This window comes from Saccharopolyspora tripterygii (assembly GCF_054778355.1).
Genome location: NZ_BAAGZP010000029.1, coordinates 228,386 through 253,662 on the forward strand (window position 1 = coordinate 228,386; position 25,277 = coordinate 253,662).

Below are 25,277 nucleotides of genomic sequence, written 5' to 3' on the forward strand. Positions count from 1 at the left end.
GAGATGACTCCTAGAACTGGCCGGGTCAGGTGATGAGGCTGGGGAGGTAGGTGGCCGTGCCCGGTACGGCGATCATGAGGAGGATCAGGGCGAACTCGATCGCGAGGTACGGGGCGATCCCCCTGAAGATGTCGCCGAGGTCGAGCTCCGGGACCACCGACTTCATCGTGTAGAGGTTGAGACCGACCGGCGGCGTGATCACCGCCATCTCCAGGTTCACCACCAGCAGCACGCCGAACCACAGCGGGTCGAAGCCGAGCTCCTCGATGGCCGGGACCAGGATCGGCGTCACCACCAGCAGCAGGGACGCCGCGTCCACCAGGCATCCGAGCAGGATCAGCACCAGCATGATCCCGATCAGCACGACGTAGGGGTGCACGTCCAGACCCACCACGAAGTCGGTGAGCGTCTCGGGAACCCGCGCCACGACGAGCATCTGGGTGAACACGAACGCCGACCCGACGATCGCCAGCATCGCCGCGGAGACCGTGGCGGTGGAGGCGAAGATGAGCTTGAGGTTCTGCCATCCCAGCTTCCGGTACACCAGCCCGGTCATCGCGAACGCCAGCAGGGCTCCGATCGCCGCCGCCTCGGTGGGCGTGGCGAAGCCGGTGTAGATCGAGCCGAGCACCAGCACGATGAGCACCAGCGCCGGGGTGATCTTGCCGATGGCCGCCCACCGCTCCCGCCAGCTGAAGCGCTCGCCGTCGCGCGGCGCGCTGTCGGGGTTGAGCTTGGCGCGCACCACGACGTACCCGATCATCAGGGTCGCCAGCAGCAGACCCGGCACGATGCCACCGGCGAACAGCGAGGCGACGCTCTCACCGGTGACCGAGGCGTAGAGGATGAACATCAGGCTCGGCGGGATGAGCATGGCCAGCGCACCGGAAGCGGCCACCGAGCCGGCCGCGAAGCCGGGCCGGTACCCGCGCGAGAGCATCTCGGGCACGGCCATCTTCCCGATCAGCGCCACCGAGGAGATGCTGACCCCCGACATCGCGCCGAACAGCGTGGAGGACGCGATCGCCGAGGACCCGAGCCCGCCGGGAACCCGAGTGAACCAGCGGTGCGCAGCGCCGAAGAGGTCGCGCCCGAGCCCGGTCACGGCCAGGGCTTCGCCGAGCAGGATGTAGAGCGGCGCGGCCACCAGCGCGTACTCCTGCAGCTGAGCGCCCATGGCCAGCGGGACGAGCTTGAGGCCGTCCGGCCCCGAGAGGCACAGCAGACCGGCGATGCCCGACACCGACAGGGCGATGAAGATCGGCGTGCGCATCGCGATGAGCACCAGCAGCAGGAGGACCGCCAGCGCGACGACCAGTCCGTGGGAGAGGATCACGCGTTCGCTCCGTCCTGCGCGGGGTCGGCGCCCGCAGCGGTCGCGGCGAGCTCCGGCTCCGCGTGCGGCGGGAAGAGCACCGCGACCAGCAGCAGGAACGCGCCGGAGGCGCAGAGGATCAGGTCCGGTATCCACAGTGGAACGCTGAAGGTCCCGGAGCCGGTGAGTCCGTGGCCGTAGGACACCAGCACGGACTGGAAGCCGGTCACCGCCAGCACCAGTCCGAGCAGCGCGGCGGCGAGCGCGGTCACCGCGTCGGCGACCCGCCGCAGCTTCGGCGGCAGCGACCGGTGCACCAGGTCCATCGAGATGTGGTGCCCGGTGGCGTACAGGTGCGGTATCGCCAGCACGGTCACGGCCAGCACGGCGCTGGAGTTGAGCGGGTAGGCCCAGTCCGTCGGCGCCCGGAAGGCGTAGCGGGCGATGACGTCGTAGCTGATCGACAGCATCATCAGCCCGGTCGTGATCATGGCGAGCACGGCCAGCGACCGGGTTCCGATCAGCACGAGGCGGCGGAGGTGGTCGAGCATCAGCGCTCCTCAGGCTTCGCGGATCAGGTCGAGCGCCCGCTGCGCGGCGATCGGGTCGCCGAGCAGGTCGCGCCATCGCTGGTGCACGGCCGACGCCGCGTCCTGGAACGGCCTCTGCTGCGCTTCGTCGAGCTCGATCAGCTCCACCCCGGCCGCGCGCACCGCGGGCAGGTAGTCGTGCTCGTGCACGTCGATGAGCTTCGCGGTCCCGTCGTGGAAGAGCACCCGCCCGGCTTCGTCCAGGGCGTGGCGCTGCTGCCCGGCGAGCGAGTCGTACCAGTCGCTGCGGCAGTAGGCGTCCACCGTGTACGCCCCGAAGTGAGCGGCGGTGCCGTAGCGCAGGATCTCCTGCAGGTCGCGGGAGACCACGGTGCCCAGGTAGCTCATCATCCCGTCGATCGTCCCGCGTTCCAGGGCTTGGTAGAGCTCGGCCGAACCGAGGAACACCGGCGCACCGCCCAGCGCCTTGACGGTTTCGCCCTCGATCTCACCGGCGACGCGCATCCGCAGTCCCCGCACGTCCTCGGGGGTGCGAATCGGCTTGTCGATGGTCCAGAGGTATTCGAACCCGGTGGCCATCCCGCCGAGCACGCGCATGTTCTGCCTGCCGAGCTCCTCGTTGATCAGCCGCGACGCACCGCTCTCGGGGTCGCACGCGCGCAGGTAGCGCCCGAAGTCGTGAGCGGTGAAGGGGAGTTCGAGCGCGCCGAGGATCGGGAAGCTGGAGGACACGTAGGAGCTGGTCTGCACGACCACGTCGGCGACGCCGTGCAACATGCCGGGGACGAGCTCCTCGGCTCCGAGCAGCTGCCCGGAGGGGAACACGTCGAAGTCGAATCCGCCGAGTTCGCGCGCCTTCCCGAGGAACATCTCCACGCCCGGGTACAGGTCGTCGTAGGAGGTGGTCAGGTAGGTGGCGGCGACCGGCCGGTGCGCGCCCGGCGCGCAGCCCGCGACCCCGGCGAGCGCGCCCAGCCCGGCCGCGGCGAGGAAGGTGCGCCTGGGCAGTGCGCTCATCGCGGACTCCCGCGGAACCCTGGGGGCGGCAACTCGAATCCCGGGTCGTGCACCGGCGGACTCCCTTCACGCTTGAGCCGCCGGAGGTTCGCACCGCGAACACCGATTCGCCAAATCGGGCTTCCCGTTCAGCGGAAGATCACGGCAGGGGTGTCGCGAGCCTGGTCACCAGGTCCTGCCAGCCTGCGTCGAGCCGGGACCGGCTGAAGCCGCGCTGCTCCACCAGGTGGTGCAGCAGGGCCGTGTCGAGCGAGGCCAGCAGCGTCTCGGCGGCGAGCTCGATGTCGGTGGTGGCCTCGCTCTGGCGGAGCAGGATCGCCAGGTGGCTGCGGCGCAGGCCGCGCGCGGGCACCTGGCAACGGCGTTCCACGGGTGGCTGCGCGGCCAGGTAGAGGTCCATGTTGTCGAGCTCGTGGCGCATCACGGCGGGACCGAAGGCGCGCAGCCGCTCGATGGCCGGCGCCCCGGGACCCAGCGGGGGCGGCCCGGACAGGAACGCCTCCTGCAGTCGCTGCTCGACGTGGTCGAGCAGGGCCAGCAGCAGTCCGTTGCGGTCGCCGAAGCGGCGGAACACCGTGCCCTTGCCGACTTCGGCCTCGGCGGCGACGGCGTCCATGGTCAGGTTCGCCGCACCGCAGCCGCCGTTCATCAGGCGGGCCGCGGCGTCGAGCAGCTTGGCCCGGTTGCGGACGGCGTCGGCGCGCGGTCGACGGCTTCCGTCCGAGACCGTCACGTCCAGCTCGGCCGGTCCGCGCAAGACGTCTCCGGTCGGCTCGATCGGCGGCATGCCAGCACCCATGCGCACAGCGTAACGCCTCCCACCTCTATCTGGACCGCAGTCCGCTTGCGTGGTAGAAATGGATCCGGACCACGGTCCGCTTGTCCTTCACCGTACTCCTCAACTGGAGAGATACCAATGTCCGTCAAGATCCTCGCGCTCGTCGGCAGCCTCCGCTCCGGTTCGCACAACCGCCAGCTCGCCGAGGCCGCGCGCGACCTCGCCCCCAGCGACGCAGAGATCGTGATCTTCGACGGTCTCGGCGACCTGCCCTTCTACAACGAGGACATCGACACCGAGGCCGACGTGCCCGCAGCCGCCACCCGGCTGCGCGAGGTCGCCGGTTCGTCCGACGCGTTCCTGCTGTTCTCGCCCGAGTACAACGGCACCATCCCCGCCGTGCTGAAGAACGCGATCGACTGGCTGTCCCGCCCGTTCGGCGCGGGCGCGCTGTCCGACAAGCCCACCGCCGTCATCGGCACCGCCTTCGGCCAGTACGGCGGGGTCTGGGCGCAAGACGAGACCCGCAAGTCCGCGGGCATCGCAGGCGCCTCGGTCGTCGACGAGATCAAGCTGAGCATCCCCGGCTCCATGACCCGCTTCGCCGAGACCCACCCGGCCGACGACCCGGAGGTCGTCGAGCAGCTCAGGACGGCGCTGGGCAAGCTCACCGCGAACATCTCCGCCTGAGGCCTCCTGGGGCGGTCCGGCCGCAGGCCGTACCGCTGCCGGGCCCTCGCGGGTTAACGTCTTCGCGTGGCCGGCACGACGAACTGGGCGAAGAACCTCACCTACCGCGCGCAGCGGACGCACCGACCTTCGAGCGTCGACGAAGTGCGGCGGATCGTCTCCGAGACCGAGCGGATCAAGGCGCTGGGCTCGCGACATTGCTTCAACGACATCGCCGACACCACGGCGGATCACCTCTCGCTGGACGCGCTGCCCCGCGACGTCGACATCGACGGTGAGGTCGCCTGGGTTCCGGCGGGCATGCGCTACGGCGAACTCGCCGCGCACCTGGCCGCTTCCGGTCACGCATTGCACAACTTGGCTTCGCTGCCCCACATCACCATCGCCGGGGCGACCGCGACCGGCACCCACGGTTCCGGCGTGCGCAACGGTTCGCTCAGCGCTGCGGTGGCCGGGCTGGACCTCGTCCGCGCCGACGGCGAACTGGTCCGCCTGCGCCCCGAAGACCCCGAATTCCCCGGCGCCGTGGTGCATCTCGGCGCGCTGGGCATCGTGACCCGCGTCGGACTGCGGATCCAACCGGCCTTCGACGTCGCCACGACCGTGCACCTCGGCCTGGACTGGGATTCGCTGCTGAACGACTTCGCGGCGATCACCTCGTCGGCCTACAGCGTCAGCGTGTTCACCGACTTCGACGATGTCGTGCAGGTCTGGGCGAAATCTCGCGTGGCCGTGGACGTTCCGGCCCCACCGCGCGGCACCCACCCGGCCGCGACGACCACCCACATGCTGCGCGGCAGCGCGATCGACAACCTCACCGAGCAGCTGGGCGTCGCGGGCGCGTCGCACGAGCGGTTGCCGCACTTCAAGCCCGGTTTCACGCCGAGCCACGGTGACGAGCTGCAGAGCGAGTACTTCGTGCCCGCTGAGCACGGCGCCTCGGCACTGGCGGCGCTGCACCCGCTCGCCGACAAGATGGCTCCGCTGCTGCACATCGGCGAGGTGCGCACCATCGCCGCCGACGACCTGTGGCTGAGCCCCGCGCACGCCTCCGATTCGGTGGCCTTCCACTTCACCTGGCATCCGCAGCAGCAGTCGGTGCAGCGGCTGCTGCCGGACATCGAAGCGGCGCTGGAACCGTTCGGCGGCCGCCCGCACTGGGGCAAGCTGTTCACCACCGAGCCCGCCGACCTGGACCTGCTGTACCCGAAGCTGGCCGACTTCCGCTCGCTCGCACGCCGCTTCGACCCGTCAGGCAAGTTCGGGAACGCATTCCTCAGACGCACGATCGGGCTGTGATGGCCGAGCGGCGAGGACGTCCGGCCGGAGCGACCGGCCCGGTGGTGCGCCGCACGCTGCACCTGCTCGACGCCTTCTCTCCGGAACGCACGGCGCTGTCGCTCAGCGAACTCGCCCGCAGGGCGGGACTTCCGACGTCGACCGCCTACCGGATGCTCGGCGACCTCGTGGCCTGGGGCGCCCTGGAACGCGGCGAGGACGGCACCTACCGGGTCGGCCTGCGGTTGTGGGAACTGGCCGCGCTGGCACCGCGCGGTCTCGGGCTGCGCGAGCGCGCACTGCCCACAATGGAAGACCTCTCCGCGGTGACCAGGGAGAACGTGCAACTGGCGATTCGCGAGGGCAGCGAGGTGGTCTTCGTCGAACGCATCGCGGGCAGCGGAGCCGTTCCGGTGCGCACCCGCGTGGGCGGGCGGTTCGCGATGACCGCGACGGGCGTCGGGCTGGTGCTGCTGGCGCACGCGCCCCGCGAGATCCAGGACGACGTCCTCGGCGAGGCGATCCCGCGCTTCACCGACCTGACCGTGACCGATCCGGCGGTGCTGCGCCGGATGCTGGCCGAGACCCGCGCGTGCGGGTACTCGGTCAGCGACCGGCAGGTCACCGACGACGCGCTGTCGGTGGCCGCGCCGGTGCACGACCACCGCGGCGAGGTCGTCGCCGCGGTCTCGCTGGTCGTGCGGCACGGCGGTTCCACCTCGAACTCGCTCAGCTCACTCGTGCGCGCCGCCGGACGGGCCATCTCGCGTGCGCTCGCCGAACCCTGAGCCCGGCAACGGCCATCAGGGCAGGATCGAGTCCACGTAACCGCCGTCGACGCGCACCGCCGCACCCGTGGTCGCCGAGGCCAGCGGCGAGCTGAGGTAAACCACCATGTTCGCGATCTCCTCCGGCTCGATGAGCCGCTGCAGCAGCGACTGCGGCCGGTGTTCGAGCATGAATTGGCGCTGCGCCTGGTCCCACGGCAAAGACGGGTCGACGAGCTCGTAGACGAACTTCTCCACACCACCGGTGTGCGTCGGCCCGGCGATCACCGAGTTCACGGTCACCCCGGTTCCCGCGGCCTCCTTGGCGAACCCGCGCGAGGCCGCGAGCAGCGCGGTCTTCGACATCCCGTAGTGGATCATCTCGGCCGGGATGACCACCGCCGAGTCGCTGGCGATGTACTGGACGCGGCCCCACCCCGCACTCGTCATCCCCGGCAGGTAGGCCCGGGTGAGGCGCAACGCGGAGAGCACGTTGACCTCGAAGTAGCGGCGCCAGTCGTCGTCGGTGATCTCCATCGCGGGCTGGGCGCCGAAGATGCCGAGGTTGTTGATCAGCACGTCGACCTGCGGCAGCGCCCGGGCCAGGTCTGCGGTACCGGACTCGCTGGTGACGTCGGCCGCCGCCGCGACTGCGTCCGCGCCGGGAACGTCCTGCTGGAGCTGACGCACGGCCTCCTCGACCCGCTCCGGAGTGCGCCCGTTGATGGCGACCCGGGCTCCGGCGCGGGCCAGCCCCTGAGCGATGGAGTACCCGATCCCCTGCGTGGAACCGGTGATCAGCGCGGTGCGCCCCGAAAGATCTAGCTGCATGCCCGCGAGGATATGCCGCGCCCGCCCTCGACGCCCTCCCGCTCCGCACCCGGCGGGACGAGCACTGGAACGACCTCTGTGCCCGAGGGCGCGGCTCAGCCGTTCCAGTCGACGAGTTGGACGATCACGCCGTTGGGGTCGCGGACCTGAAAGGCCCGTTCGCCCCATTCCTCGGAGGTGAGCGGCATGGTGATCGCGACCCCTTCCGCCTGCAGCCGCGCGAGCTCACCCTCCAGGTCGTCGACCTCGAACGCCAGGATCAACCCGGCGGCGTGGTCGTCGCGCTGGTCCTCGGGCAGCGATGCCAGGCCGCGCCGCAGGAACACCACGTTGACCCCGGAGTCCTGCCTGTTCAGCGAGGCGAAGCCGTCGGCGGCCATCGCCTCGTCGAAACCGAAGTGCTCCACCAGGAACCGGCTGGAAGCCGCCACGTCCTCAACGTTCAGCGACACCGCCGCAGCCTTGATCCGCATCCCGAACCCCCTTCTGCGCATTTTCCCGTACCACGTACACTGTACATGGTACGGAGGTGGTTCGTGGTGGTTGAGCGCAGCAGCGCCGGAGACCCCGGCAAGACCCTCGCACTGCTGTGGCGGCACAAGCTCGGCGAGCGGGCCCCGCAGCGCGGCCCGCGCAAGGGGCTGAGCATCGATCAGGTCGTGGACGCCGCGATCGCGCTGGCCGACGCCGACGGCCTCGCGGCGGTGACGATGCGCCGGGTCGCCGAGCGGCTCGAGGTGTCCACGATGTCGATGTACACCTACGTCCCCGGCAAGGCCGAGCTGCTGGACCTGATGCTCGACGGCATCTACCAGCGGATGCCGCGAGAACCGCTGGAGGGCCTGCCGTGGCGGGAGCGCGTCGAGGCGGTCGCGGCGCAGAACCGAGCGCTCTACCAGCGGCATCCCTGGGCGTTGCGGGTCTCCACGAGCCGCCCTCCCCTGGGTCCTGGCCTGATGGCCAAGTACGAGCACGAGCTGGGGGCGTTCCTCGACGTCGGGCTGGACGACGTGCGCATCGACTCCGCGCTCACGCTGGTGCTCGACTTCGTCCACTCCGCCGAGCTCGCCGCCGCCCAGGCCGCTGCGGCGCAGCACGACAGCGCCACCACCGACGAGCAGTGGTGGCGCGCCAACGAACCGCTGCTGGCGGAGGTCTTCGACCCCGACGAATACCCCCACGCGGCCCGCATCGGTTCGGCCGCGGGCACCGAGCTCCAGGCCGCGCACAACCCCCAGCACGCATACGAATTCGGCCTGCACCGCATCATCGACGGCCTCGCCGTCCTGATCGAAGGCCGGACACCGCGAAAGTGACGCTGACGAACCGGCTTTCGGTGTGCGACGCTACCGCTGCGCGAGGGGAACAACGGCCGCGAACTGCGCCTCGATGCGCGCGACCTCCTGATCGAGCCAGGGCGGGATCTCCTGGTCGGCGCCGGGCACGCCGGTGCCCTGCACCTGCACCAGGTACTGCCCGTAACGCAGGTCGACCCACCAGGTGTCGCACGATCCTGGCCTGCCGGTGATCTCACCGCACACGTACCGCGCCTCGTCGGCACCGGCCGGTGCGCGGTCCGGGAACCGCTGCGGGGTGTCGTCGAACCGCTCGTCACCGCGCGGATCGACGCGGCCGAACGCCCAGTCCGCCCACCGCGGCGCGGCGTAGCGGCGCACGGTGCGATCGATCTCGACGCTCTCACCGCTCTGCCAGCTGGCGGTCGCCTGCTGCTGCGCGCCCCAGTCCGAGGACAACCGGCCGGGGTCCACCGTCCCGCCGGGCCGAAGACCCGGCACGGCGGGCGGCGCGACGTCGACCAGCTCGGCGGGCGAGACCTCCCGCCGCTGCTCACCGGGGCGCGCCACCCACCACCACACCGAGAGGCCCGCGGCCAGCACAGCCACGAGCACCCCGATGCCCAGCCCGGTCATCGCTGATCTGCCCCGAAGTTCCTCATGTCCCGCGATACGACGCAGCATCGCAGGGCAACGCCGAGGTGTCAGCCGAACAGCGCTGCGCCCACTCGGACGGCTCAGCCCGGCTCGGGTTTCAGATGACCACGGTGCCCTCGATGCAGGTGACGGTGCTGCCTCCGACCCAGATCCGGTCCTGCTCGTCGGTATCGATGCGGACCTGACCCGCGCGGCCGAGGGCCGTTCCCTGCCGCGCGGTGTAGGGGGCCGTCGTCCGGCCGGAACCCAGCAACCATTGTGCGAGGGAGGCGTTGAGGCTGCCGGTGACCGGGTCCTCGACGCAGCCACCCCCGCCCAGAGGCGCGAACGCGCGGACCTCGTAGCGGGCCGGACCGCCCTCGGGATGCGGGCCGGCGACACCGATGTGCAGCGCATCCCGGAAACCCGGGTCCAGCGCGAGCACCGCGTCGGCGTCGGCGAGCAGCACGGCGACCCAGCCTGGCCCGTTGTCCGCCCACTGCGCGTCGACGATCTCGTCGAGCCCGACGCCCAGCGCCGTTGCGATGCGCCGCAGCAGGTCCGGTTCCACCGGCCCGGAGCGCAGCAGCGGCGGAGCGGCGAACGCCAGCCCCTCGCCCGTGCGCCGCACGGTCACGAGACCGGCTTCGCACTCCTGGACCGTCGTGTCGCGCTCACCGTGAACCGCCTGCCACGCGTGGCAGGTCCCCAGCGTCGGGTGGCCCGCGAACGGGAGCTCGGAGGACGGTGTGAAGATCCGCACCCGGTAGTCGGCACCGTCGGCGACCGGAGGGAGCACGAAGGTCGTCTCCGACAGGTTCGTCCACGCGGCGAAGCGCTGCATCTCCTCGTCCGAGAGGCCCTCCGCGTCGAGCACCACCGCGACCGGGTTGCCGTAGTAAGGGGTGTCGGTGAAGACGTCCACCTGCTGAAACTTCCGCATGGGGCATGACCATAACCGGACCGGGCCCGATCGCCGCGACGCCACCCGAGCGGGCACCTCGGGAATAGCGAGCGACCGCTGCGGGTTGTGATCACCATGCGCGTGGTGGGTTTCGCCGAGTTCGGCGGTCCGGAGGTCCTGAACGTCCACGAGGTGCCGGAGCGGCACGCCGGTCCCGGAGAGGTGCGGGTCCGGGTGCGGGCGGCGGCGGTCAACCCGACCGACACCGCAGGCCGCGCGGGCTGGATGCCCGGCCGCTACCGCGAGCACGCGCCGCCCTACGTGCCGGGCATGGACGCCGCCGGTGTCGTCGACGAGATCGGCGAGGGCACCGACACCGATCTGCGGGTCGGCGACGACGTGATGGCCATCGTCATCCCGTCCGGCGGGCACGGCGCGTACTCCGAGAGCCTCGTGCTGCCCGCGGAGTCGGTCGCCCGCGCGCCGTCCGGCGCCGGTCACGCCGCCGCGTCGACGCTGCCGATGAACGGGCTCACGGCGCGGCTCGCCCTCGACCAGCTGGCCCTCCCGCCCGGAAGCCTGCTCGCCGTGACCGGTGCCGCCGGGGCCCTCGGCGGCTACGTCATCCAGCTCGCCAAGGCCGACGGTCTCCGGGTCATCGCCGACGCCAAGGCGAGCGACCGCGACCTGGTGGCCGCCCTCGGCGCCGACGAGATCGTCGAGCGCGGCGACGACGTCGCCACCCGCATCCGCGAGATCGCACCGGAGGGAGTCGACGCCGTCGTGGACGCGGCGGTGCTCAACGACAAGGTCGAGCCGGCGGTGCGCGACGGCGGAGGCATCGCCACCGTCCGCTTCTTCACGGCGGAGGCCGAGCGCGGCATCCGGTACTACCCGGTGCTCGTCGCCGACTATCGCGAGGAGCGCGGCGAGCTCGACCGGCTGCGCCGGCAGGTCGAGGACGGCGCGGTGACCTTGCGCGTGGCCGACACCTACCCGCCCGAGCAGGGCGCCGAGACCCACCGGCGGCTCGAAGCCGGCGGCACCCGCGGCCGGCTCGTCATCCTCTTCTGACCGGCCGGTCCCCGTCCGCCAGATCGGCCCACAGGGCGTTCGGCACCGGTGCGCGGAACAGCTCGGCGTTGCGGCGGACCTCCTGCGGCGTGCGGGCTCCGAGCACCACCGAGGCCACGGCCGGGTGCCGCGCGGCGTGGGCGATCGCCGCCTGCGGCAGCGCGACACCGTGGGCGTGGCAGATCTCCCCCACCCGCTGCGCTTCGGCCACCAGCTCCGGCGAGGCCGGGCGGTAGTCGTAGACCGCGTTGCCCGCCGGGTCGTCGGTGGCCAGCAACCCGCCGTTGAACACTCCCGCCGCCAGCACCGGCACACCACGTCGCGCGCACTCCGCCAGCAGCGGCTCGCCGGAGTCGTCCAGCAGCGTGTACCGCCCGGCGAGCATCACGGCGTCGAGATCCGTGTCGGTCACGAAGCGGCGCAGCATCGGCCACTGGTTCATGCCGACGCCGATCGCGCCGACGACGCCCTGCTCGCGCAGGGCGTGCAGCGCCGGGTACGCCTCGTCGAGGACCTGCTGCCAGTGCTCGTCCGGGTCATGCAGCAGCACCAGGTCGACCCGGTCGAGACCCATCCTGTCCACGCTGGACTCCAGGGAGCGCCGGACGCCGTCGGCGCTGAAGTCCCAGCGCCGCGCGAAGTCCGCCAGGACGTCGAAACCGCCTTCGACGTCGCGCTTGCCGGCCGGGTTCGCGATCGGGTCGAGCATCCTACCGACCTTCGTCGACACCGAGAACTCGTGCCGGGGACGCCCTGCGAGCGCTTCCCCGAGCCGTCGCTCCGCCAGCCCGAGCCCGTAGTGGGGTGCGGTGTCGAAGTAGCGGATCCCCGCGTCCCAGGCCTCCGCCACCGCCTGCGAAGCCACGTCCTCCGGCACCGCGCGGTAGAGGTTCCCGATCACCGCGCCGCCGAATCCCAGTGCGCTCACCCGCACACCGGATCCACCCAGGGCTGTCACTTGCGCAACCGGAGGCCCTGCATGCCGCCGTCCACGGCCAGCGACGTGCCAGTGGTGGCCCCGGCCGCAGGACCGGCCAGGTAGGCGATCGCCGCGGCCACCTCGTCGGCCGAGACGAGTCGCCCCGAAGGCTGGCGGGCGTTGAGCGCGGACAGCTCCGCGTCCGGATCGGGCGCGGACGCCAGCAGTCGTCGAACCCACGGCGTGTCGGCGGTTCCCGGGTTCACGCAGTTGACCCGGATCCCCTCGGCGAGGTGGTCGGCGGCCATCGCCTGCGTCAACGACAGCACCGCGCCCTTGCTCGCGCTGTAGGCCGCGCGGTCGGGCAGACCCGCGGTCGCGGCGATGGAGCAGGTGTTCACGATCGAGGCCGACCGCGACTTCCGCAGGTGCGGCAGCGCGGCCCGAGTCGTGCGCACGATGCCCAGGACGTTGACGTCGAAGACCCGTCGCCACTCGTCGTAGGAGTTGGTCTCCACCGTGCCTTGCGCGCCGATGCCCGCGTTGTTGACCAGCACGTCCAGGTGACCGCACCTCTCGACGGCCCGCTCCACCGCCTCGCGCACCGCGTCCTCATCGGTGACATCGCACTTGATCCCGAGGATCCCGTCCGGGACCGCGGCCGGATCCAGGTCCAGCGCCGCGACCGTCGCTCCGCGGCCCGCCAGCGTCCGCGCCACGGCCAGCCCGATGCCGGCACCTCCCCCGGTGACCACCGCCGCCAGCCCCTCGAAATGCCCTGCGCTCACCGGTCAGCCCTCCGCTCGCCCCGATCCTGCTTCGAGCTCTAGCAGGTCGAACGGTGCGGCAACAAGCGATCCTCGTCGGGCTCCGCCGGTCGGTGGGCGGAAGCGAGCACCTCGCCTTCCACGACGAAGACCCGGGTTCGCTCGAACCACGGGAAGTCCGTGGAGGCGGGCGGCGTGTCGGAATCGGCCATGGCGTCGTCCCGTCGGGAAGTCGGCGATCGGGTGGATCGGATGCTACCGCTGCCCCTGCCCGGATCAGCGGGCGCGGAGCCCGTTTTCGCGTCGCACGCGTGCGGACCTGCATACTGCGGCGCGTGAAGCGACCGACGATCATCGACATCGCGCGCGAGGTGGGCGTGTCCAAAGCCGCCGTCTCCTACGCGTTGAACGGTCGCGGCGGAGTGTCGCCCGAGACGCGCGACCGGATCCTCGACGTGGCCGCGGAACTCGGCTGGCGGGCGAGCAGCGCCGCGCGGGCCTTGTCCAGCGACCGGGCCGCCACCGTGGGCGTGGTGCTCGCGCGGTCGCCGGAGGTGCTGCGCACCGAGCCGTTCTTCATGCAGGTGGTCGCCGGTCTAGAGCAGACCCTCTCGGCGCACGGGTTCTCGCTGCAGCTGGCGCTGGCCTCCGATCCGGCCACGGAGCTGGAGACCTACCGCCGGTGGTGGGCGGAACGCCGGGTCGACGGGGTGCTGCTGACGGATCTGCGCGTGCAGGACCCGAGACCCGCTCTGCTGCGGGAGTTGCGGGTTCCGGCGGTGTTCTTCGGGACCGAGCGGCCGATGGCCGGGATCCCGGTGCTGTGGGTCGACGAGCACGACATCGCCGACAGCGCGATCGGTCACCTGGCCGGCTTGGGCCACCGCCGGATCGGGCACGTGCAGGGCCCGGAGGAGTTGCGGCACACGGCCCGCCGGAAGCGCGAACTGCGCCGGGCGGCGGCGGAGTTCCCCGGGGTGACGCTGGTGCGCGACCACGGCGACTACACGGAGAGCGGAGGCGTGGCCGCCACCGCGCGGCTGCTGGACGCGCCCGATCCGCCGACCGCGGTCATCTTCGACAACGACGTGATGGCGGTGGCCTCGGTGGCCCGGGCGGAGGAGCTCGGAGTGCGGGTTCCCGGGGAGCTCTCGGTCCTGGCGTGGGACGACTCGATGCTGTGCCGGGTGGTTCGCCCCGCCATCACCGCGTTCTCGCACGACGTGGGCGCGGCGGCGGCGAGCGCGGCGCTGATGTTGCTGGAGCTCATCGAGACCGGCATCGCCGACGACTCCCGACTGCAGCCCAGGAAGCTGATCGCGCGCGAGAGCACGGCCGCGGCCTCCGGGTGACGGCTGCGCCGACCGGAGCAGCCCGCGAACACCACGAGTAACGAATCGGTCACGCCGAAACGCCCGACTCTTCTGCTTAACCGGTTAAGTCCCTAGTTTGAGCGGCGGGCCCAACGACGGGTCCGACGAGGCCGAGGAGTCGTTTCGTGATCAAACGCTCACTCGCGGCGGTGTCGCTGATCGCGACCCTGCTCGCCGGGACGCTGACGGCATGCGCCGGCTCGGCCGACGACCCGAACACGATCACCTACTGGGCCAGCAACCAGGGCAAGAGCGCCGAGCAGGACATGGAGATCCTGCACGACGAACTGGCGCAGTTCACCGCCCAAACGGGCATCGAGGTGAACGTCGAGGTCATCGGCTGGTCCGATCTGCTGAACCGGATCCTGGGCGCGGCGACCTCCGGGGTCGGGCCCGACGTGGTGAACCTGGGCAACACCTGGGCCGCGTCGCTGCAGGCCACCGGCGCTTTCGTGCCGTTCGACGACGCCATGATGCAGCGCTTCGGCGGCCGGGAGCGGTTCCTGGACAGCAGCATGTCCTCGACGGGCATGGCCGGCCAGGTCCCGACCTCGCTGCCGCTGTACGGGCTGAGCTACGGCGTGTTCTACAACAAGAAGCTCTTCGCCGAAGCCGGCCTGGCGCCACCCCGCACCTGGGACGAGTTCACCGAGGCGGCCCAGCGGCTCACCGATCCCGCCCGCAACCGCTGGGGACTGACCCTCCCCGGCGCCAGCTACACCGAGAACTCGCACTTCGCCTTCATGTTCGCGCGGTGGGAGGGCGTCGACCTGATCACCGAGAACGGGCCCGAGTTCGACTCCCCCGGTGCGGTGACCGCCGTCGAGCGCTACCTGGACCTGATGTCGAGGCACGAGGTGGTCAGCCCCAGCGACGCCGAGGAGGGCAACACCTCCAGCGCCGCAGAGGACTTCACCGACGGCAACGCCGCGATGCTCATCGCGCAGAACAGCGTGATCCCCACGCTGGAGGACAACGGGATGTCCTCCGACGCCTACGGCGTGGTGCGGCTTCCCGCGCCCGACCCGCTGCCACCCGGCGGGACGCCCGCGCTGAGCCACGTGGCGGGCTCCAACGTCGCGGTGTTCGCCGACAGCCCCAAGCGCGAGCAGGCTCTGGAGCTCGTGGAATTCCTGACCAGCAAGGACATCCAGGCCTCGCTGAACAAGAAGTACGGGACGCTGCCGGTGGTCACCGACGCCTACGACGATCCCGCGTTCCACACCGAGCGCGACGAGGTCTTCTCCGACGTGCTGGCCAACTACTCCGAGCCCGCGCCGATGATCCCCACCGAGGCGCACTTTGAGACCACGGTGGGGTCGGCGATGCGCGACCTGTTCGCCGAGATCGCCACGGGCCGCGAGGTCACCACCGACGACGTGCGGGCGGCGCTGGCCGACGCCGAGCAGAAGATGCGAGGTACCGGAGGATGACCAGTACCGCTGCCCCTTCCCCCGCCCGGCCTACGGCGCCACCTCCGGCTCCGCCGCGACGCAAGTGGACGCCGAGCCGCAAGCTCCTGCCCTACCTCCTGGTGGCCCCGGCCCTGTGCTTCGAGCTGCTGGTGCACCTGCTGCCGATGCTCGGCGGCCTGTACATGAGCGTGCTGGAGCTGACCCAGTTCTACCTGCGGGACTGGTTGAACGCACCGCTGGCCGGACTGGCCAACTTCCGGTTCGCGCTGGACTTCGACAGCGCGGTCGGCGTCACGCTGCTGCGCTCGTTCGCGGTGACGGCCGGTTTCTCGATCCTCACGGTCGGGCTCTCCTGGCTGCTCGGCGTCTTCGCGGCGACCCTGCTGCAGCGGTCGTTCCGGGGCCGCGCGGTGCTGCGCACGCTGTTCCTGGTGCCCTACGCGCTACCGGTCTACACCGCTGCGATGGTCTGGAAGTTCCTGCTGGACCAGGACGACGGCATGCTCAACGCGACGCTGGGCGGGCTGGGGCTCACCGACGGCGAGACGTTCTGGCTGCTGGGCGACAACGCGTTCCTGGCGACGGTCGCGACGGCGACGTGGCGGTTGTGGCCGTTCGCGTTCCTGGTCCTGATGGCGGGCATGCAGTCGATCCCGCACGACGTCTACGAATCGGCCACCGTGGACGGCGCCGGGCTGTGGCAGCAGTTCCGCTCGATCACGCTGCCGATGCTGCGCCCGGTCAACCAGGTGCTGGTGCTGGTGCTGTTCCTGTGGACGTTCAACGACTTCAACGTCCCCTACATCCTGTTCGACAAGTCGGTGCCGAACGCGGCGAACCTGCTGTCGATCCACATCTACAACAACTCGTTCATCACCTGGAACTTCGGTCTCGGTTCGGCGATGTCGACGTTGCTGCTGCTGTTCCTGCTGGTCGTCACGGCCGGGTACCTGGCCTTCACATCGCGGAGGATGAAGGATGCCTGAGCCGAGGTGGTTCCGCGTCCTGCGGGTCGTGGGCCTGACGCTGCTGACGCTGTTCACCCTGGTGCCGCTGTACGTGATGGTGACCTCGGCGCTGAAACCGCTGGGATCCGTGCGAGACCGGTTCCAGTGGATCCCCGAGGAGCTCACCTTCGAGCCCTTCGTGGACATGTGGTCCACGATCGACCTGGCCGACTACTTCATCAACAGCGCGATCGTGGCGCTGGGAGCAGCGCTGGTGTCGCTGGCGCTGGCGATCCTGGCGGCCTACGCGGTGAGCCGGTACCGGTTCCGGGGGCGAGACGGCTTCCGGATCGTGGTGCTGTCCACGCAGATGTTCCCGGGCATCCTGTTCCTGCTGCCGCTGTACCTGATCTACGCCACGATCGGCCGCTACACGGGGATCGAGCTCTACGGCAGCCACCTCGGGCTGATCGTCACCTACCTCACCTTCTCCCTGCCGTTCGCGATCTGGATGATGGTCGGCTACTTCGACACCATCCCGCGCGATCTCGACGAGGCCGCGCTGATCGACGGTGCCAGCCCGCTGGGCGCGCTGTGGCGGGTCGTGCTGCCCGCGGCGCGCCCGGGCATCGCCGCGGTCGGCATCTACGCGTTCATGACGGCCTGGGGCGAAACGCTCTTCGCGTCGATCATGACCGACTCCGACTCGCGAACGCTGGCGGTCGGGCTGCGCGAGTACTCCACCGAGACCTCGGTGTACTGGAACGAGGTGATGGCCGCTTCCCTGGTGGTCAGCATCCCGGTGGTCATCGGGTTCCTGGCGTTGCAGCGCTACCTCGCGCAGGGGCTGACAGCCGGCGCCGTCAAGTGACGCGGCCGGTCGCGGACCGCTGATCCGCGACCGGTCTCCGACGCACCTCGCGGTGTCGCACGCCGTGCAGGTTCCACCACTGCGAAAGGTTCCTCATGCGACGCAATTCCGCAAAAGTGACCGTGGACGGACAGCCCCAGGTGTGGCTGGGCGCGAACTTCTGGTCGCGCACCGGTGGCCCGCTGATGTGGCGCAACTACTCCCCCGAGGTCGTGCGCGAGGAGCTGCGGGTGCTCCACTCGCACGGCCTGCGGCAGACTCGCTCGTTCTTCTACTGGCCCGACTTCATGCCCGAACCGGACACGGTGGACGAGGAGAAGGTCGCGCACTACCGGGATTTCCTGGACGCTCACACCGAAACCGGGATGACGTCGATCCCCACCTTCATCGTCGGCCACATGTCCGGCGACAACTGGGACCCGCAGTGGCGCGGCGGCCGGGACCTCTACGCCGACGTCTGGCTGGTGTCCCAGCAGGCCTGGTTCGTGCAGCAGATGACCGCGCGGTTCGCCGAGCACCCGGCGGTGGCCGGCTGGCTGCTCAGCAACGAGATGCCGATCTACGGCAGGCTGCGGCACGAGCCGAAGGCGCCGACCGAGCACGTCAGCGCGTGGTCCCGGCTCATGGTGCAGGCCGTGCGCGCAGGCGGCGGGACGCAGCCGGTGTCGCTGGGCGACGGCGCCTGGGGCATCGAGGTCACCGGGGTCGACAACGGGTTCTCGGTGCGCGAGACCGGCGCGATGGTGGACTTCGTGGGCCCGCACGTCTACCGGATCGACAGCGACCCGGTGCGCCAGAACCTCATCGCCGCGTTCATCTGCGAGTTGTCGGCGGTGGCGGGCAAACCGGTGGTGCTGGAGGAGTTCGGGCTCTCCAGCGACCAGGTCTCGCCGGACAACGCCGCGCACTACTACCGGCAGACGCTGCACAACTCGCTGCTGGCGGGTTCGACGGGCTGGGTGGCCTGGAACAACACCGACTACGACGACCTGATCGCCCAGGGCCCCTACTCGCACCACCCGTTCGAGATGCACTTCGGCATCACCGACCGCACCGGAGCGCCGAAACCGCCGCTGCGGGAACTGGCCGCGTTCGCCGAGGTGCTGGAGCAGGTCGACTTCGCGCACTGCGAACGCAGCGAGGCCCGGGCCGGGCTGCTGGTCACCGAGTACCTCGAGCGCGGGTATCCCTTCACCCAGGACGACGACCGGCCGCTGATCTTCGACACCCTGCACCAGGCGTACGTGGCGGCGCGGGAAGCCGACCTGCCGGTGGGTTTCGTGCCGGAGCGCGACGGCGTCGAGGCCGACTGCGACCTCTACCTGCTGCCGTGCGTGAAGCAGATCCAGGGACCGACCTGGCAGCGGCTCCGCGAGCGGGTCGCCGAGGGCGCCGTGCTGTACCTGTCCTACACGGCCGGCGAGGTGGGCCACCACCGGCAGCCGTGGATCCCCTACTTCGACGAGACCTTCGGCGTGCGCAAGCAGATCACCTACGGCGTGGTCGACGAGGTCGACGACGACGAGGTGCGCTTCACCTTCACCGAGGACTTCGGCGGCATCGAGGAAGGTGACACCCTGCGCTTCCGGGTGTCGGGCAACGAGCACAGCCGCGCGTTCCTGCCGGTCGTCCCGGACGGCGCGAAGGTCGTCGCCACCGATGCGCACGGCAACCCCGCGCTGCTGCGCCACGCCTCGGGCCAGGGCGAAGCCGTGCTGTGCACCTACCCGGTCGAGCTGTTCGCGGCCCGCAGCACGCGGGTGAACCCGGACGACGCGCACCGGCTCTACGCCGCGCTGGCCGACATCGCCGGAGTCGACCGGGAGGTCGTGGTCGACGATCCGCGCGTGCTCACCGACGTCCTCGTGCACGAGGACGGACGCCGCTTCGCGTGGCTGGTGAGCCAGCACCCGGGCGAAGCGACCGCGACTCCGCGCACCGCGGGCTCGCTGCGGAGCTTCAACGGTGAAGCGGTGTCGGAGGTGACCCTGGCGCCCTACGGCGTCGAGGTGGTCGAGCTGAAGTCCTGACCGGTCGTGGGTCGGCCTCGACCGCTCGGGGGGTCGAGGCCGGCCCGCTCGGGCTGATCGTGCGGGCCGGCCGCCTGCGCCGACACCGCGGTGCTGCGGTACCTGGAGCGTTCCCGGACGCGCTGACGCCGGGTCAGCGACCCGCCCCCGCCGTCAGCCCGGCGATCATGAACCGCCTGCCGAGCACGTAGAGCACCAGCACCGGGATCGCCGAGAGCACCACACCGGCCATGATCGCCGGCACGTTCACCGTGTACTGGCCCTGGAACTGCCACAGCATCACCGGCAGCATCGCGGTTTCCTCGCGCTGGGTGAGGATCAGCGGGAACAGCAGGCCGTTCCACACCTGCAGCGCCTGGTAGATGCCCACCGCCAGCAGCGCGGGCCGCGAGAGCGGCAGGACCAGGTTCACCAGCACCCGGAACTGCCCCGCGCCGTCCAGGCACATCGATTCGTAGAGCTCCTCGGGGATGTCGCGCAGGAAGTTGCTGAGGATCAGCACCGACAGCGGCATCGCGAAGGCGATCGCGGGCAGGACGATCGCCAGCAGGCTGTCGTAGAGCCCCGCTTCCACGATCATCACGTACACCGGGATGATCGTGGCCTGCAGCGGGATCGCGAGGCCCGCCAGGAACATCCGGAACAACCACTGGTGCCGCCGCCGCTTGCCGCGCACCACCACGTAGGCGGCGGGCAGCGCGGTGGCGAGCACGACCACGACGGTGAGACCCGTGGTCAGCACGCTGTTGAGCAGGAACGCGAGGAAGCCGTCGGAGAACACCAGCCCGTAGTTCTCCAGCGTCGGAGAACCGGGCAGCGCCAGCGGGTTCCCGGTGGTGGCCGCCTGCTCGGAGCGCAGGCTGGTGACCACCACGTAGTACAGCGGAACGGCCACCAGCAGCGCCCACAGCAGCGCGACCGCGTCGGGTAGCCGACCTCTGATTCGCAGCATCACGCGCCCTCCTGATCGCTGCGCATCCGGGCGAAGCCGGAGTACTTGGTCAGTCCCAGCGACAGCGCGGTGCCCAGCGCCACGAGCAGCAGCGCGATCGCACTGGCGTAGCCGAGCTGGTACTGCTGGAAACCGGTGACGTACATGGTCACCGGGAGGATCCTGGTGGCATCACCGGGACCACCTTCGCTGAGCACGTAGAACAGGTCGAAGTAGGTCAGCGACCCGACCAGCATCAGGGTGCTGGAGGTGACGAGGGTGTTGCGCAGCTGCGGCAGGGTGATCCGGAAGAACCGCTGCACCGGACCCGCTCCGTCGAGCTCGGCGGCTTCGTGCAGCTGGGCCGGGATCTGCCGGACCCCGGCCTGGTAGAGCAGCGTGTGGAACGGGATGAACTGCCACGACACCACGAAGATGAGGGTGAGCAGCGCGAGGTCGGCATCGCCCAGCAGGTTCAGCCCGGGAAGCCCGAGGGCGGGCAGCACCCCGAACTCGGGGTCGACGAGGTTGCGCCACACGATCCCGATACCGGTCGAGGACAGCACCAGCGGCAGGAAGAACAGCGCGGCGAGCACCGCCCGGAACCGCTGCTGCCCGGCGACGTAGACGCCGAGCAGGACGCTGATCGGGGTTTGCACCACCCAGCTCAGCACCATCACCTGCAGCGACACCCACACGGAGTGCCACATGCCGGAGTCCGCGGCCAGCTCGCCCCAGTTCTCCCCGGCGTTGAAGCGCGGATCGGCGATGCCGTTCCAGTCCATCATGGACAGAACGATGACGACGACGATCGGAGCGATGACGAACGCCGCGAAGAACAGCATCGCGGGCGCGGCGAACCAGGTCGAGGGTTCGGTCCAGTGCCGCGTGGAGCGGCGCGGCTTCGGATCCGGGGTCGGGGTGGCCGGCCGCAGGAGCTCGGTGGCGGTCATCTCGAGGACTCCTCCATCAGCTCGGAGAACTCTTGCGGGCTGATCTGCTCCAGGAACAGCTTCTGCAGGTTGATCAGCACGTTCTGCGCTGGACCGGGCGGCAGCGCCTGGTCCCAGGACTGCTGGAAGTGCGGTGCGTTCTTGGCCAGGTCGTAGACGAAGGTCATGTAGTCGGCGTCGTCCGAGGCGCGCAGCTGGTCTTCGATTCCCGTCACCGGCGGCACGTCACCGCGCGCCAGGCGGCCCTGGGTGAAGGCGTCGCTGGAGAGCTCCTGGCGCAGGAAGTCCACGGCCTCTTCGGCGTCCGGCCCGGCGGTGGCCGACATGAAGGTGGTGGGGTTGCCGACGAGGTTGGCCGGATCGCCCTTGCCTCCCTCGACCGCGGGGAACGGGGCCCAGCCGAGATGCCCTTCGCGGACCCAGTCCTCGTCATCGCCGAGGAGATCGGAGTAACCGGAGCCGAGGTGGACCATCATCGCGGCACGTCCGCTGGCCAGCAGGGTGCGCTGCTGGCCGAGTTCGGCGCTGGTGGAGGCGAAGGCGTTGCCGAACGCTCCCCTGCGCACCAGGTTCTGCAACATCGTGTTGGCCCTGATGATGTCCGGGTTGAGCCACGCGCCGGGTTCACCGTCGAGCACGGCCTGGAAGGCCCCGGGCCCGGCGACCCGGTCGACGATCGCTTCCTCCCACATCAGGTAGGTCCAGGAATCCGCGCCGCCCAACGCGATCGGCAGGTATCCGGCCTCCTGGAGCCGGGGAACCTGGTCGAGCAGCTCGTTCCACGAGCGCGGCGGTCGCAGCCCGGTCTCGGCGTAGACGTCCTCGTTGAAGTACAGCAGGACGGGCTGGATGCCTCCGACGGGAATGCCGTAGGTGCCGCCGCCGATGTCGACCGGGCTCATCACGCTGGGCAGGAAGTTCTGCCGCCACTCGGGGTGCTCGCGCATCGCCGGCGCCAGGTCGGCGACCCGGCCGGCCTCGATGAACTCTTCCAGCGCACCGCCGCCCCAGCCGAAGAACGCGTCCGGGGGCGTGCCCGAGCCCATCGAGACCCAGAGCTTGTTCTTGTACGGGTCGTTCTGGAAGAACTGGGTCTGCACCGGCCGCCCGGTCCGCTGCTGGAACCGCTCGCCCTGGCCGGGCATCAGCTCCTCCTCGCCGCCGCCGCTGATCGCCCACGACGTGATCACCCCGGTGCTGCCTTCGCTCGGCGGGAGGAGCACGGCGCAGCCGGTCGAGGTCAGCGCCGCCGCCAGCACCGCCGCCACCGCGCTCAGACGTCGCAGTCCACGCATCGTCAACTCCCGTCGCAGGGGTGCGGAGCTCGCGGAGAGCCGGATGCCGTGTGCTCGCGGTCACAGCCGGTTCCGGTCGGCGAGACGGTACCGCAGCCGCGAGCAGATCGACAAGCATCAGTTTTCCGAAACATTTCGGCCCGCGATCATTGCACCCTCGATCCTTGTTTCAACGGCATTCTCGACGGACGATGTGGCACTCTGGCGCTCGACGAAAGCCATTTCGGGACGCCGTGACCGAAACTGTTTCGGGCGGTGTCGTCCGCCCGACCACGACGGGAGTCGCCGCACATGCCGCAGTCGCGTCCGACCGAGGACCGCCCGCCCTACCGCGATCCCGAGCTCCCGGCCGAGGAGCGGGTCGCCGACCTGGTGGCCCGCCTGACGCTGGAGGAGAAGCTCAACCAGCTCGTCGGGATGTGGATCTACGTCTCGGGCGCGGAAGAGCGAGTCGCACCGCACCAGGCGGATTTCGCCGACGACACCCCGGCGTGGGACGAGATGATCAAGAACGGGCTGGGACAGCTCACCCGCGTGTTCGGCAGCGCACCCGTCGAACCCGCGCGCGGCGCCGCCGCGCTCACCCGGCTGCAGCGCGAGATCACCACCGCCGGCCGCTTCGCGATCCCCGCGCTCGCGCACGAGGAATGCCTCGCCGGGTTCACCGCGTGGGGAGCCACGGCCTACCCGGTCCCGCTGTCCTGGGGCGCCTCGTTCGACCCGGACCTCGTGGGCGAGATGGCCGCCCGCATCGGCGCCGACATGCGCTCGGCGGGTGTCCACCAGGGACTCGCCCCGGTCCTCGACGTGGCCCGGGACCTGCGCTGGGGGCGGGTCGAGGAGACCATCGGCGAAGACCCCTACCTGATCGGCACCATCGGGTCGGCCTACGTCGCCGGGCTGGAATCCAGCGGAATCGTGGCCACTCTCAAGCACTTCGCGGGATACTCGGCTTCCCGCGCGGGCCGCAACCTCGCACCGGTGAGCATGGGACCGCGCGAGTTCGCCGACGTCGTCCTGCCGCCGTTCGAGATGGCGCTGCGGCTCGGCGGCGCCCGCTCGGTGATGCACTCCTACACCGACGTGGACGGGATGCCCTCGGCTGCCGACGAAGCGCTGCTGACCGATCTGCTCCGCGGCGAGCTGGGATTCACCGGAACCGTCGTCGCCGACTACTTCGGCGTGTCGTTCCTGCACGAGCTGCACGGCGTGGCCGAGGACCCCGGAACCGCGGGCGCCACCGCGCTGCGCGCCGGAGTCGACGTGGAACTGCCCAACGCGCGCTGCTACGCCGAACCGCTGGCCCGGCTCGTCCGCTCCGGCGAGGTCGGCGAAGCGCTGGTGGACCGGGCGCTGACCAGGGTGCTCCGGCAGAAGGTCGAGCTGGGGTTGCTCGACCCCGACTGGTCGCCCGAGACGCCCGGGCCCAGCGAGCTCGACTCCGCCCGGAACCGGGACCTGGCCCGGCGTCTCGCCGAGGAGTCGGTCGTGCTGCTCACCAACGACGGCACGCTGCCGGTGCGCGAGCCGGGCAGCGTGGCGCTGGTGGGCCCGCTCGCCGACGACCCGTTCGCGCTGCTGGGCTGCTACTCGTTCCCGGCGCACGTCGGCGCGTCCTACCCGGACTGGCCGCACGGCATCGACCTGCCCACCTTCCGCAACGAGATCGCCTGCGTCGCAGCGCACGTCGACCACGTCCAGGGGTGCGAGCTGCCCGATGGCCGCACCGACTTCGCTGCGGCACGGGCCGCGGCGACCGCCGCCGACCTGTGCATCGCCGTGGTCGGCGACCGGGCCGGCCTGTTCGGCCGCGGCACCTCAGGCGAGGGCTGCGACGCGGCCGACCTGCGATTGCCCGGAGACCAGCAGGCACTGGTGGAACAACTGGTGGACACCGGAACACCCGTGGTGCTGGTGGTGTCCAGCGGTCGTCCCTACGCCCTGGGCGAGCTCGCCGACCGGGTCGCGGCCGTGGTGCAGGTGTTCTTCCCGGGCGAGGCCGGTGCGGCGGCGCTCACCGGAGCGCTCACCGGCGAGGTGAACCCCTCGGGCAGGCTGCCGGTGTCCGTCCCGGCCACCCCGGGCGGAAACCCCGGCACCTACCTGACCGCTCCCCTAGGCGCGGCGAGCGAGGTCAGCTCGCTGGACCCGACAGCCCTGTTCCCCTTCGGTCACGGCCTGTCCTACACCACCTTCGAGTACTCGGACCTCACGATCAGCGCCGAGGAGGTGCCCACCGACGCGGCGGTGGACATCTCCTGCACGATCACCAACACCGGGAGCCGCGACGGCGACGAGGTGGTGCAGCTCTACCTGCGCGACCCGGTCGCGCAGGTGACCCGTCCGCTCCGCCAGCTCGCCGGGTTCGGCCGGGTTCCGGTGCCCGCAGGCGGCTCCCGCACGGTGTCGTTCCGGCTGCACGCGGACCGGACCGCCTACACCGGTGCGCGTGGACGGCGCATCGTCGAGCCCGGCACCATCGAGGTCCACGTCGGCGGCGACAGCGCCACATCGCGCCTCTCCGGCGAGTTCCGCCTGATCGGCGAGGTGCGCGAGGTGGGTCCCGATCGCGTCCTCGACACACCGGTGACGGTGTCGGGATGACGAGGGCGGAGGCTCCGAAACTTTCAGGTACGGTGG

24 protein-coding genes are annotated in these 25,277 nt (G+C 70.7%); 11 read left to right on the forward strand and 13 right to left on the reverse strand.

Annotation, left to right across the window (positions count from 1 at the left end; all coding sequences use genetic code 11):
* Positions 1 to 25: 25 nt before the first annotated feature.
* The 4 genes from ACYVF3_RS22670 to ACYVF3_RS22685 form a co-directional block, all read right to left on the reverse strand.
* Positions 26 to 1,336 carry a TRAP transporter large permease gene (locus ACYVF3_RS22670; RefSeq protein ID WP_461156256.1) on the reverse strand — a complete coding sequence of 437 codons (1,311 nt, stop codon included), beginning with the start codon at positions 1,334 to 1,336 and terminating at the stop codon, positions 26 to 28.
* The gene (locus ACYVF3_RS22675) at positions 1,333 to 1,866 is read right to left on the reverse strand and encodes a TRAP transporter small permease (protein ID WP_461156257.1); all 534 of its coding nucleotides are present in this window, start codon (positions 1,864 to 1,866) and stop codon (positions 1,333 to 1,335) included. Before ACYVF3_RS22675 ends, ACYVF3_RS22670 begins: the two co-directional genes overlap by 4 nt.
* Positions 1,867 to 1,875: 9 nt before the next feature.
* Entirely contained in the window at positions 1,876 to 2,883 is a 1,008-nt protein-coding gene (locus tag ACYVF3_RS22680) for a TRAP transporter substrate-binding protein (RefSeq protein WP_461156258.1), read from the reverse strand.
* A gap of 139 nt (positions 2,884 to 3,022) precedes the next feature.
* Positions 3,023 to 3,682: a TetR/AcrR family transcriptional regulator gene (locus ACYVF3_RS22685; RefSeq protein WP_461156259.1), complete on the reverse strand. Its 660-nt coding sequence runs from the start codon at positions 3,680 to 3,682 to the stop codon at positions 3,023 to 3,025.
* A gap of 117 nt (positions 3,683 to 3,799) precedes the next feature.
* Here ACYVF3_RS22685 and ACYVF3_RS22690 point away from each other — a divergent pair, with 117 nt between their 5' ends.
* From ACYVF3_RS22690 to ACYVF3_RS22700, 3 genes are all read left to right on the forward strand, one after another.
* Positions 3,800 to 4,351, forward strand: a complete 552-nt coding sequence (locus ACYVF3_RS22690; RefSeq protein WP_461156260.1) for an NADPH-dependent FMN reductase — start codon at positions 3,800 to 3,802, stop codon at positions 4,349 to 4,351.
* 66 nt (positions 4,352 to 4,417) lie between these two features.
* Positions 4,418 to 5,650, forward strand: a complete 1,233-nt coding sequence (locus ACYVF3_RS22695) for a D-arabinono-1,4-lactone oxidase (RefSeq protein WP_461156261.1) — start codon at positions 4,418 to 4,420, stop codon at positions 5,648 to 5,650.
* Positions 5,650 to 6,417, forward strand: a complete 768-nt coding sequence (locus tag ACYVF3_RS22700; RefSeq protein ID WP_461156262.1) for an IclR family transcriptional regulator — start codon at positions 5,650 to 5,652, stop codon at positions 6,415 to 6,417. Before ACYVF3_RS22695 ends, ACYVF3_RS22700 begins: the two co-directional genes overlap by 1 nt.
* 15 nt (positions 6,418 to 6,432) lie before the next feature.
* On the opposite strand, the gene ACYVF3_RS22705 is transcribed toward ACYVF3_RS22700, so the two are convergent.
* On the reverse strand, positions 6,433 to 7,227 hold the full coding sequence (locus ACYVF3_RS22705) for an SDR family NAD(P)-dependent oxidoreductase (RefSeq protein ID WP_461156263.1): 795 nt from the start codon (positions 7,225 to 7,227) through the stop codon (positions 6,433 to 6,435).
* Positions 7,228 to 7,322: 95 nt separating this feature from the next.
* The gene (locus tag ACYVF3_RS22710; protein ID WP_461156264.1) at positions 7,323 to 7,700 is read right to left on the reverse strand and encodes a VOC family protein; all 378 of its coding nucleotides are present in this window, start codon (positions 7,698 to 7,700) and stop codon (positions 7,323 to 7,325) included.
* Positions 7,701 to 7,766: 66 nt separating this feature from the next.
* On the opposite strand from ACYVF3_RS22710, the gene ACYVF3_RS22715 reads away from it, so the two are divergent.
* The gene (locus ACYVF3_RS22715) at positions 7,767 to 8,543 is read left to right on the forward strand and encodes a TetR/AcrR family transcriptional regulator C-terminal domain-containing protein (protein ID WP_461156265.1); all 777 of its coding nucleotides are present in this window, start codon (positions 7,767 to 7,769) and stop codon (positions 8,541 to 8,543) included.
* Between the two features lie 30 nt (positions 8,544 to 8,573).
* Here ACYVF3_RS22715 and ACYVF3_RS22720 read toward each other — a convergent pair whose 3' ends face one another.
* The gene (locus tag ACYVF3_RS22720; protein ID WP_461156266.1) at positions 8,574 to 9,158 is read right to left on the reverse strand and encodes a hypothetical protein; all 585 of its coding nucleotides are present in this window, start codon (positions 9,156 to 9,158) and stop codon (positions 8,574 to 8,576) included.
* A gap of 118 nt (positions 9,159 to 9,276) precedes the next feature.
* Positions 9,277 to 10,101 carry a PhzF family phenazine biosynthesis protein gene (locus ACYVF3_RS22725; RefSeq protein WP_461156267.1) on the reverse strand — a complete coding sequence of 275 codons (825 nt, stop codon included), beginning with the start codon at positions 10,099 to 10,101 and terminating at the stop codon, positions 9,277 to 9,279.
* Between the two features lie 96 nt (positions 10,102 to 10,197).
* On the opposite strand from ACYVF3_RS22725, the gene ACYVF3_RS22730 reads away from it, so the two are divergent.
* The gene (locus ACYVF3_RS22730) at positions 10,198 to 11,136 is read left to right on the forward strand and encodes an NADP-dependent oxidoreductase (protein WP_461156268.1); all 939 of its coding nucleotides are present in this window, start codon (positions 10,198 to 10,200) and stop codon (positions 11,134 to 11,136) included.
* On the opposite strand, the gene ACYVF3_RS22735 is transcribed toward ACYVF3_RS22730, so the two are convergent.
* Positions 11,123 to 12,064, reverse strand: a complete 942-nt coding sequence (locus ACYVF3_RS22735) for an aldo/keto reductase (protein ID WP_461156269.1) — start codon at positions 12,062 to 12,064, stop codon at positions 11,123 to 11,125. The genes ACYVF3_RS22730 and ACYVF3_RS22735 overlap by 14 nt on opposite strands.
* A gap of 26 nt (positions 12,065 to 12,090) precedes the next feature.
* Positions 12,091 to 12,843 carry an SDR family NAD(P)-dependent oxidoreductase gene (locus ACYVF3_RS22740; RefSeq protein WP_461156270.1) on the reverse strand — a complete coding sequence of 251 codons (753 nt, stop codon included), beginning with the start codon at positions 12,841 to 12,843 and terminating at the stop codon, positions 12,091 to 12,093.
* 314 nt (positions 12,844 to 13,157) lie between these two features.
* Between ACYVF3_RS22740 and ACYVF3_RS22745 the strand changes: the two genes are divergently transcribed.
* From ACYVF3_RS22745 to ACYVF3_RS22765, 5 genes are all read left to right on the forward strand, one after another.
* On the forward strand, positions 13,158 to 14,174 hold the full coding sequence (locus ACYVF3_RS22745) for a LacI family DNA-binding transcriptional regulator (protein ID WP_461156271.1): 1,017 nt from the start codon (positions 13,158 to 13,160) through the stop codon (positions 14,172 to 14,174).
* A gap of 146 nt (positions 14,175 to 14,320) precedes the next feature.
* Complete coding sequence (locus ACYVF3_RS22750; RefSeq protein WP_461156272.1) at positions 14,321 to 15,628, forward strand: ABC transporter substrate-binding protein; 1,308 nt, start codon at positions 14,321 to 14,323, stop codon at positions 15,626 to 15,628.
* Positions 15,625 to 16,596, forward strand: coding sequence for a carbohydrate ABC transporter permease (locus ACYVF3_RS22755; protein WP_461156273.1), 972 nt, complete (start codon positions 15,625 to 15,627; stop codon positions 16,594 to 16,596). Before ACYVF3_RS22750 ends, ACYVF3_RS22755 begins: the two co-directional genes overlap by 4 nt.
* Complete coding sequence (locus tag ACYVF3_RS22760; protein WP_461156274.1) at positions 16,589 to 17,428, forward strand: carbohydrate ABC transporter permease; 840 nt, start codon at positions 16,589 to 16,591, stop codon at positions 17,426 to 17,428. The genes ACYVF3_RS22755 and ACYVF3_RS22760 overlap by 8 nt, the downstream gene beginning before the upstream one ends.
* 122 nt (positions 17,429 to 17,550) lie before the next feature.
* Positions 17,551 to 19,458 carry a beta-galactosidase trimerization domain-containing protein gene (locus ACYVF3_RS22765; RefSeq protein ID WP_461156275.1) on the forward strand — a complete coding sequence of 636 codons (1,908 nt, stop codon included), beginning with the start codon at positions 17,551 to 17,553 and terminating at the stop codon, positions 19,456 to 19,458.
* Between the two features lie 133 nt (positions 19,459 to 19,591).
* On the opposite strand, the gene ACYVF3_RS22770 is transcribed toward ACYVF3_RS22765, so the two are convergent.
* From ACYVF3_RS22770 to ACYVF3_RS22780, 3 genes are read right to left on the reverse strand one after another with little or no spacing between them, the layout of a single operon-like run.
* A complete protein-coding gene (locus ACYVF3_RS22770; RefSeq protein ID WP_461156276.1) occupies positions 19,592 to 20,410 on the reverse strand; it encodes a carbohydrate ABC transporter permease in 819 nt (272 codons plus the stop codon).
* Entirely contained in the window at positions 20,410 to 21,342 is a 933-nt protein-coding gene (locus ACYVF3_RS22775) for a carbohydrate ABC transporter permease (protein WP_461156277.1), read from the reverse strand. Before ACYVF3_RS22775 ends, ACYVF3_RS22770 begins: the two co-directional genes overlap by 1 nt.
* The gene (locus tag ACYVF3_RS22780) at positions 21,339 to 22,637 is read right to left on the reverse strand and encodes an ABC transporter substrate-binding protein (RefSeq protein WP_461156278.1); all 1,299 of its coding nucleotides are present in this window, start codon (positions 22,635 to 22,637) and stop codon (positions 21,339 to 21,341) included. The genes ACYVF3_RS22775 and ACYVF3_RS22780 overlap by 4 nt, the downstream gene beginning before the upstream one ends.
* 291 nt (positions 22,638 to 22,928) lie before the next feature.
* Here ACYVF3_RS22780 and ACYVF3_RS22785 point away from each other — a divergent pair, with 291 nt between their 5' ends.
* A complete protein-coding gene (locus ACYVF3_RS22785) occupies positions 22,929 to 25,241 on the forward strand; it encodes a beta-xylosidase/alpha-l-arabinosidase (protein ID WP_461156279.1) in 2,313 nt (770 codons plus the stop codon).
* Positions 25,242 to 25,277 lie beyond the last annotated feature (36 nt).

Coding starts and splice junctions, on each gene's coding strand:
- ACYVF3_RS22675 (WP_461156257.1), bottom strand. CDS start 1,866: ATGCTCGACCACCTCCGCCGCCTCGTGCTGATCGGAACCCGGTCGCTG.
- ACYVF3_RS22680 (WP_461156258.1), bottom strand. CDS start 2,883: ATGAGCGCACTGCCCAGGCGCACCTTCCTCGCCGCGGCCGGGCTGGGC.
- ACYVF3_RS22685 (WP_461156259.1), bottom strand. CDS start 3,682: ATGGGTGCTGGCATGCCGCCGATCGAGCCGACCGGAGACGTCTTGCGC.
- ACYVF3_RS22690 (WP_461156260.1), top strand. CDS start 3,800: ATGTCCGTCAAGATCCTCGCGCTCGTCGGCAGCCTCCGCTCCGGTTCG.
- ACYVF3_RS22700 (WP_461156262.1), top strand. CDS start 5,650: ATGGCCGAGCGGCGAGGACGTCCGGCCGGAGCGACCGGCCCGGTGGTG.
- ACYVF3_RS22705 (WP_461156263.1), bottom strand. CDS start 7,227: ATGCAGCTAGATCTTTCGGGGCGCACCGCGCTGATCACCGGTTCCACG.
- ACYVF3_RS22710 (WP_461156264.1), bottom strand. CDS start 7,700: ATGCGGATCAAGGCTGCGGCGGTGTCGCTGAACGTTGAGGACGTGGCG.
- ACYVF3_RS22720 (WP_461156266.1), bottom strand. CDS start 9,158: ATGACCGGGCTGGGCATCGGGGTGCTCGTGGCTGTGCTGGCCGCGGGC.
- ACYVF3_RS22725 (WP_461156267.1), bottom strand. CDS start 10,101: ATGCGGAAGTTTCAGCAGGTGGACGTCTTCACCGACACCCCTTACTAC.
- ACYVF3_RS22730 (WP_461156268.1), top strand. CDS start 10,198: ATGCGCGTGGTGGGTTTCGCCGAGTTCGGCGGTCCGGAGGTCCTGAAC.
- ACYVF3_RS22755 (WP_461156273.1), top strand. CDS start 15,625: ATGACCAGTACCGCTGCCCCTTCCCCCGCCCGGCCTACGGCGCCACCT.
- ACYVF3_RS22760 (WP_461156274.1), top strand. CDS start 16,589: ATGCCTGAGCCGAGGTGGTTCCGCGTCCTGCGGGTCGTGGGCCTGACG.
- ACYVF3_RS22770 (WP_461156276.1), bottom strand. CDS start 20,410: ATGCTGCGAATCAGAGGTCGGCTACCCGACGCGGTCGCGCTGCTGTGG.
- ACYVF3_RS22775 (WP_461156277.1), bottom strand. CDS start 21,342: ATGACCGCCACCGAGCTCCTGCGGCCGGCCACCCCGACCCCGGATCCG.
- ACYVF3_RS22780 (WP_461156278.1), bottom strand. CDS start 22,637: ATGCGTGGACTGCGACGTCTGAGCGCGGTGGCGGCGGTGCTGGCGGCG.
- ACYVF3_RS22785 (WP_461156279.1), top strand. CDS start 22,929: ATGCCGCAGTCGCGTCCGACCGAGGACCGCCCGCCCTACCGCGATCCC.